General features: G+C 44.3%; 6 protein-coding genes and 1 pseudogene. 3 read left to right on the top strand and 4 right to left on the bottom strand.

The window, feature by feature from the left end; genetic code table 11:
* Positions 1–76: 76 nt before the first annotated feature.
* Positions 77–1,246, top strand: a pseudogene (locus tag R7Z49_RS22845) (DNA mismatch repair protein); the annotation flags it as partial.
* Positions 1,247–1,375: 129 nt separating this feature from the next.
* Here the strand turns inward: R7Z49_RS22845 and R7Z49_RS22840 are convergent.
* From R7Z49_RS22840 to R7Z49_RS22830, 3 genes are read right to left on the bottom strand one after another with little or no spacing between them, the layout of a single operon-like run.
* A complete protein-coding gene (locus R7Z49_RS22840; RefSeq protein ID WP_001218618.1) occupies positions 1,376–2,617 on the bottom strand; it encodes a tyrosine-type recombinase/integrase in 1,242 nt (413 codons plus the stop codon).
* 1 nt (position 2,618) lies between these two features.
* On the bottom strand, positions 2,619–2,888 hold the full coding sequence (locus tag R7Z49_RS22835; protein WP_001995600.1) for a hypothetical protein: 270 nt from the start codon (positions 2,886–2,888) through the stop codon (positions 2,619–2,621).
* Positions 2,889–2,890: 2 nt separating this feature from the next.
* A complete protein-coding gene (locus R7Z49_RS22830; RefSeq protein WP_000497807.1) occupies positions 2,891–3,865 on the bottom strand; it encodes a ParM/StbA family protein in 975 nt (324 codons plus the stop codon).
* Between the two features lie 464 nt (positions 3,866–4,329).
* On the opposite strand from R7Z49_RS22830, the gene mobI reads away from it, so the two are divergent.
* Positions 4,330–4,773, top strand: a complete 444-nt coding sequence (gene mobI / locus R7Z49_RS22825) for a conjugative transfer protein MobI(A/C) (RefSeq protein ID WP_000348524.1) — start codon at positions 4,330–4,332, stop codon at positions 4,771–4,773.
* Between the two features lie 10 nt (positions 4,774–4,783).
* On the opposite strand, the gene umuC is transcribed toward mobI, so the two are convergent.
* Positions 4,784–5,956, bottom strand: coding sequence for a translesion error-prone DNA polymerase V subunit UmuC (gene umuC / locus R7Z49_RS22820; RefSeq protein ID WP_001142610.1), 1,173 nt, complete (start codon positions 5,954–5,956; stop codon positions 4,784–4,786).
* 283 nt (positions 5,957–6,239) lie between these two features.
* Between umuC and R7Z49_RS22815 the strand changes: the two genes are divergently transcribed.
* Positions 6,240–6,833 carry a Tn3 family transposase gene (locus R7Z49_RS22815; protein ID WP_000107352.1) on the top strand — a complete coding sequence of 198 codons (594 nt, stop codon included), beginning with the start codon at positions 6,240–6,242 and terminating at the stop codon, positions 6,831–6,833.
* Positions 6,834–6,882 lie beyond the last annotated feature (49 nt).

Genomic DNA, 6,882 nt, shown 5'->3' with positions numbered 1-6,882 from the left:
CTCATGTGTAAAATCCTCTTAGGTTATTTTAAAGAAAATTCTACGTTTGAGCTGTATTATTTTAAGGGGTGGTTACATCTTCATTAGTGAAAAGAGTGATGGGAATAAAGTTTTAGCTATGCTGCTAAAAGAACTGCGCAACAAAACAGCCGAGATTTATCAGGGGTTCCTTAGAGAAAGAGCTGTTCAGCTTGTCGATTCTTTCGAAGAAAAAGGATATTTTCCTGTTTACAATTGGGAGTCTGACGAAGATCGTTCCTTTAGAATTGCACATACGAAGAAATTAGTAACTAGTATCTGCGTTGCTGATCCAGCAGCTTTTAATGGGCTAAAGGCTAAGCAAACAAAAATTATAATCGGTTTGCTTGATAGGCTATCTACATCAAGTGAAAATGATAGTTTGATAGATATATTGGAAGGCGTTTTAGACTTAAATAAGGAGCAAATGGATGAATTTGCATCTCAAATAAGTAAATCTAAACTTGATTATATAATTAGCACGATTGGACACATTCATAAGCGAGATCTAGTCGTACAGAAAATGAAGTACCTTTTTAAAGAGCACGCTAAAGAAGTTCTAGAAACACCAGACTTACAAGGTATTATTGAGGCTAATACATGGTTGTTTGGCCCTCAGTACACAACTATAGGTGCCGAAGAGGATGACTTTTCTAATACAGCTAGAAATCTTCGGAATTCAGATATTGAAATATTGGATGGGGACGATATCAGTACCAGTGATCTTATTGAAGGCGCTACCATAGAGGGGGCAAAAGGCCAAGTAGATTTGTTTCTTGCACGCAAAATGGTCACAATTGATCATTCTACACAAGAAGAATTTATTAAATGTACGATCATTGAAATAAAAAGACCAAGTGTAGCATTGAATAAGAAACATTTAGCTCAAGCTGAACGTTATGCTGAGGTACTTGATAAGCATCCTGCCTTTAATGATGAGAGAATGAGATTTGATGTTGTTCTTGTTGGAACTAAAATCTCCCAGAATGATACTCAAATTACAAGGCGGTTGAAAGACCTTGCTGGTAAGGGCGGCGCGGGCCTTGTTTCCGGGGCGGATGAAAGAATTCGAGTATACGTTAAAAGTTGGTCTACAATTTTTAATGATTTCGAGGTGACTCATAGTGCTTTATTACAAAAGCTAAAAATAAAGAGAAGCGAGCTAGAGTATAAATCTAAGCAAACCCTTGTGGATGAATTGCAAATACCTCTCTCTGAGGCGTCGTGAGACTTATAATAATTATTCGATAAGTTGTTTTTTTGTAACTGGAAAAACAACTAATCTAAACCGAGCCAAATGCACTACTTGACTCGGTCATTTGTACTAGCTCAGTCTCTTCCTTAATTCAGCTACCCCTTATTGTCCGAAACGCCAGTTGAATGGAAAGCCTGTCGGCTCGATGATGGTTTCTAGTTGTTGATACCAAACGTCGTAAGCATGACGCATTTCGTCCAGGTACTGATATTGGTTGTAGATAGCATCCAGCCCTTTTTTGCTGTGGCCAATCATCAACTCGGCAACTTCTTGCGTCGTGATGGCAGACATTCGCGTTCGCATCGTTCTGCGAAGATCATGCATAGACCAGTGTTCCATCTCAATACCAAGCGATCTGCGAGCCCAGATTTTCACATTGTTAGGAATAGTGGTATCAAAGCCATTTGTGGCAAGCTCTTCTTGTCCGTTCGCGGGAAACAAGTAAGTTGATTTGCTCATCTGCATCGCCAGTTCAATCAGCTCAATAGCTGGCTTAATCAATGGCCGCATGATCGGCGCTCCAATTTTCTCACCTTGTTTGCGGATCTCTATGGGCACTGTCCACATTGCAGATTGCAAGTCAAAGTGATGCTTTTCAGCTTGAATGAGTTCGCCCTTGCGCCCTCCCAATAAGAGAAGCAGTTTTATGTAGATGCGATTCTTCTCAGTGATTTTTGACTCATGCAAATAGCGCCAAAGTATCCTGATCTCGTTGTCATTTAGCACCCGAGTTCGTTTTCCTTTTTTACCGCCAACCTTTTTTGCTGTGATCCCAGCGGCAGCGTTAATTTCCAAAATTTGTTCATCAATCAGCCAGTCATAGAACTTATGCAGTACAGACACTAGGCGCTCTGTGTTTGACGGAGACGATTCCGAAACCTCACGAAGACAGTTTCGCAAGGACAATTCAGTGATGTCAGTTAATGGATACTTGCCAAGTCGGGGCAGCAAATATATTTCACTGCTGCGTTTTTGGTAGTGCCACGTTTTCTCCTTTAGCCCTTGCTTACCGGCAGAGTCTATCCAGTCTCGAAAAATCGATTCGAAGCTTTGATTAGCAGAATACTTAGCCCGTTCCTGCTGTAGGTAAAGCTTGGGGTTTCGGCCTTGATCAAGTACTGCCCTTAACCTATCCAGCTCATTCCTGGCTTCAGCCAGCTTCATAAGGGGGTAAGTACCTATGTCTACCCGCTGTTGCTTGCCATCGAACCGATAACGAAACTGAAAAACAATTTTGCCCTTGGGCGATACCCGAGCACTTAGCCCATCTCGGTCGGCTTTTACTACGGTTTCTTTTGCTTCTTTATTTAACCTGGCATCGAGCCAGCTAACTGATAACGCCATGTTATAAGCCCAGCCCTAGTTTTGATTTTAATGATTGTTTACGTGTTTCTGCTTTGGGTTCTGGCGCTGTACTCATAGAAGTAACTTCACCATCTGGTGCAAGGCCATCCACCGGTACAGATGTCGTGGATAGATTGGGTTGGCTCATTTGAATTAACCCAAAGGTTGCCAGCATCCGCAGACGCTCAGCGCGTTCCCGTGGTGGCGTCTTTTCCAATTCTTTGAGTAGTTCTGGGTGGCTCCCTGGGGGAATGTTGACGACAACTCTCATGATCATGCCCCATAAAACCAGAAGCCTCGGACGTTCGCCAAAACAGACTGCTCAGGCACGATGATCTTGCTTCGTGAAAAAATCTCCTTGGCCGCTTCCTTATAAGCCAAGGCTCCACCTCCGGCGATCAATACCAAGTCCGCATTAATGCTTTCGTCACGCATGGATTGACGCATGGCTGTAAGAGCAACAGGCGCTACCTTTTTCATGGCAGCATTCAGATAAGGTGAAATATCGACTTTTTCTCCAAATAGCAGGACCTGTAAGTCGCCGGTTCTCATGGCTTTTTCAAGTCGATCCATTCCGACTTTGGCACCATGATCTTCCGAAATCAGCTTATCGATGGTTTCCAGTAGCACGGACATTGCCTGAAGACTGGTTCCTGATGAGCTGTAGCGAATTTCTCCGGCCTCAAGGGCAACCCAATCAACAGAAAAGAAGCCGGGATCAATGACGACGACACGACCTTCTTCAATCAAGCCCAGATCACCACCCGTTTGAACCAGATCCATATAGGCACCGGCAGGCTGTGGTAGTACTTTGACGTCATGAACGGTGATGCTGCGCTTAGGCGTCACTTGATGGACACCTTTTAAACGCTGCACAAGGTCAGACTTACGTTGTGGTTCATGAAACTGGGAAACCGGTAATCCAGTGACAACCAAATCGATGGATTCTGTTTCAGCCATTAACAAGGCGGCATGAAAAAGTGCCTTATAGGTTTTTGTGGTGGGATATTCCGGGTGAAGCTCTCGTTCCCAGCCTTGAAGGCGTCCAGCAGGAACACCAGCGGCCCAGCGCTCATTATCGACAGAGACATACAAACAAGTTTCATCATCGCCTCCACCGATACGCTCCGGCATACGATCCGCTGGACCGGCACCCGCAGGTAGAATAATGGTTTTCGGTTCACTACCTGATTGGCCAATTGCCAGCTTCAGGTTTGAGTAACCGATATCTACGCCTAGTACAAACATACTTATCTCCTGTGCACTCAAAGTGCTCTAACGGTTTTCAATCAACCGCGCTGTTCACGCTTGGGCATTTCCAAGTGCTCTGGCGGTTTACTCAAATGTCATTATCAGGATTCGGTGCACTGGCGGTGGGCAGAAAGGTGACAAATCCTTTCATCTATCTGCCTATTGCATTTTTGCAAAAGTATGAGAATAGGCTCTGTTTGGCGGCTGGTGACCTAGCCAAAAAAATTGAGACGCCAAACGTCGTTTGCATTCTGGCCTGAACTTGCCAAACGGTTTGTATCTTCATGGCGATACGTCTTTTTAGGTGTTTTTAAGTGAAATCAGCCTGTATCCCTTGTCGGGTATGGGATTGAGCGAGTCGATTTATATCGAGACGCCAAACAGTGATTGTGACGGCAGTTTTACGTTTGGCGTTTCGATCCAAAAGCCAAACGGATAGTGGTTTTGGCTTTAGGGGTTAATTGGATGGGGAAATTGGTTTGGTAGAAATCGTCAATGAACAATGGAAAGCAGATGTATCAGATTTACTTCAGCAAGAAACGGACAGGCTAAAAGCGCTGGCACGAGCTGAAGTTGATGACTTTTGGGTTACCCATTACAAGGTTCGAGAGAATGAGCCCTTTAAAGACTGGGGTCTGCTTGGTGTCCGTATCAGAGACTTTAAGTATGGCTTTGGCATAGAGTGGTATATCAACAGTTTTCACGGTCAACGAGGCAAACGCGTGGTCTTTAGCAAGGGGCTGCGTATCTCAAAGACGAAGCTGAGATACGCATTTTTAGACTGCCAAGGTTTGGCCAAAGAATGGGAGCTAGCGCTGGCCATGGAGAAAGAGGAATTCTTCAGTGATATTCGACGCCAGGTTGATAAGCTCAACATGCTGCGTCGCAGAGTGAATGCGTATTGAGTCAACTGCGCTACTTCACTCGCGGTAACTGGTCCCAGCGTGTTGTATAAGCGGGAGACAAATGCTCTCGCTTCATCGACCAATCTTTCTTGAGTCCTTGTCCAGCAAAGAAAACCTTTCCGGCACCGCTTTGGTTAATGGTGTCCAATACAGACATTAGCTGCTGGCTATTAGAGCGGGTCGATACGTCATCGAATAGTCCTGGTTGAAACATGCCAGGATCGTAAAAGTCAGACAGCATGACGCCCGCTTTGGCATAACGAAAACCATCCTTCCATATCCGCTTGAGTAAGTGATTGGCCAGCTCGATAAAATCCCGCGTGTCGCAACTGGGGATTAGCAATTCACCCGATGCAGAGTTGCTGTACTGCGGCTCGTTGTCCTTAAAGGGGCTGGTACGTATGAACACGGTCAGCACTTTGGCTTGCTGCTGTTCTTTGCGAAGTTTCTCAGTGGCGCGGGTTGCGTATTCGCATACGGCTTCACTTAAAAATTCAAAGTGCGTCACTTTTACGCCAAATGAACGGCTACAGACGATTTGCTTCTTAGTTGGCGGGATCTCTTCAAGTTCAATGCACGACTCACCATTGAGCTCTCTGACGGTTCTTTCTAAAACCTCTGAAAACTGGTCTCTGATGGCTCTAGGAGAGGCATTGGCGAGATCTAAGGCTGTGGTGATACCCAACGCATTTAAACGCTTAGAAAGCCGTCTACCAACGCCCCAAACATCATCAACCGGGACTAATGCGAGCAATCGACGTTGCCGATCTGGATTGGTCAGGTCTACAACCCCCTGAGTAGCTGGATATTTTTTGGCGGCATGGTTAGCCAGTTTGGCGAGTGTTTTAGTCGGTGCAATGCCTACACAGACGGTGATCCCAATCCAGTGGCCTATGCGCTCTCGCACTTGTTGTCCGAACTCGACAAGAGATATGGCAGACTCAATACCGGTTAAATCCAAAAACGCTTCGTCAATAGAGTAAACCTCTACTCGTGGTGCCATCTCCTCCAAAGTGCGCATCACTCGACTGCTTAAATCTGCATACAGCGCGTACAGTTGGCTAAGAATTCCCGCTAAAAATAGACGAGTAAGTGAGCAACCATTCTGCCGCATGGGTTGCTGGCGTCTAACACCAGAAAAATCACCCAGCCCAACCCGCTGTCTATTTTTTAAGGTGGGCATTCATCTACATGTCTAATTTTTTACCAATTTGATCGCTAAGATGTACTAATTTGATTACCGAGGGAGACTGACGGACTAATTACTTAGGGGCTTAATCGTACAATCTCCACTCGACACCACACAACTCACTTCTGGACATTTCTGAGTTGCATTTTAGCTAATTTAGAAAAACATGAATTAGATAAAGTATGGAAATTTCAAATCAATATGAGGCGGACATGAAGAAATTGAAAAAAGTAGCTTAACTGGGTTGGTCAATTTTGGTTGACCACGTCATGTTCCGGTGAGTACGCAAGTCATTGGCGCTAACGAATATGAAGGTCACTTTGCTTTTGACTTACTCTATAACAACTCTTCAGATATACAGCCTAATACCTTATCGACCGATACGCATGGTACCAATAATGTTAACTTCGCTATATTAGATTTCTTTGGTTACACATTCGCCCCTCGATACGCGAAAATGAAAAAGGTGTTTTTTGAGCTATTTGAAGTGACTGAAGAGAACGGAGGCCGTATTCAATTAAAGAAAGATATTAATCATAAGCTAATTGCTGAAGAATGGGACAATATTCAGCATATTGTTTGTTCATTGAGTCGTAAAACCACCACTCAAAGCACAATCATTAGAAAGTTGAGTAACGGCAAGAGCCGAAGATTGTCAGCATTGCATGAGTACGACCGTTTAATTAAATCTATTTATGTTTTGGAGTATGTTGATAATTCAACGTTGCGTCATTACGTCCAGCAAGCCTTGAACAGAGGTGAAGCATACCATCAGTTAAAACGTGCTATTACTTCAGTTAATGGCAATAAATTTCGTGGGGGGAATGATTACCAAGTATCACAATGGGGTTCTAGGGATTTTCCCCTCTAAAAAGACTTAATCCTCTGTAGACCACACCAATAAATGGCTGCGGAGGTGG

The sequence above is a fragment of the Vibrio sp. 1562 genome (genome assembly GCF_033340155.1).
GTDB lineage: Bacteria > Pseudomonadota > Gammaproteobacteria > Enterobacterales > Vibrionaceae > Vibrio > Vibrio alginolyticus.
Note: the sequence above shows the minus strand (reverse complement) of the source record. Positions and strands in the feature narration are given on the sequence as shown.

What these genes read in the sequence shown, in the direction of transcription:
- umuC (WP_001142610.1), bottom strand. Translation starts at nt 5,956, where the DNA reads ATGCCCACCTTAAAAAATAGACAGCGGGTTGGGCTGGGTGATTTTTCT.
- R7Z49_RS22835 (WP_001995600.1), bottom strand. Translation starts at nt 2,888, where the DNA reads ATGAGAGTTGTCGTCAACATTCCCCCAGGGAGCCACCCAGAACTACTC.
- R7Z49_RS22830 (WP_000497807.1), bottom strand. Translation starts at nt 3,865, where the DNA reads ATGTTTGTACTAGGCGTAGATATCGGTTACTCAAACCTGAAGCTGGCA.
- R7Z49_RS22840 (WP_001218618.1), bottom strand. Translation starts at nt 2,617, where the DNA reads ATGGCGTTATCAGTTAGCTGGCTCGATGCCAGGTTAAATAAAGAAGCA.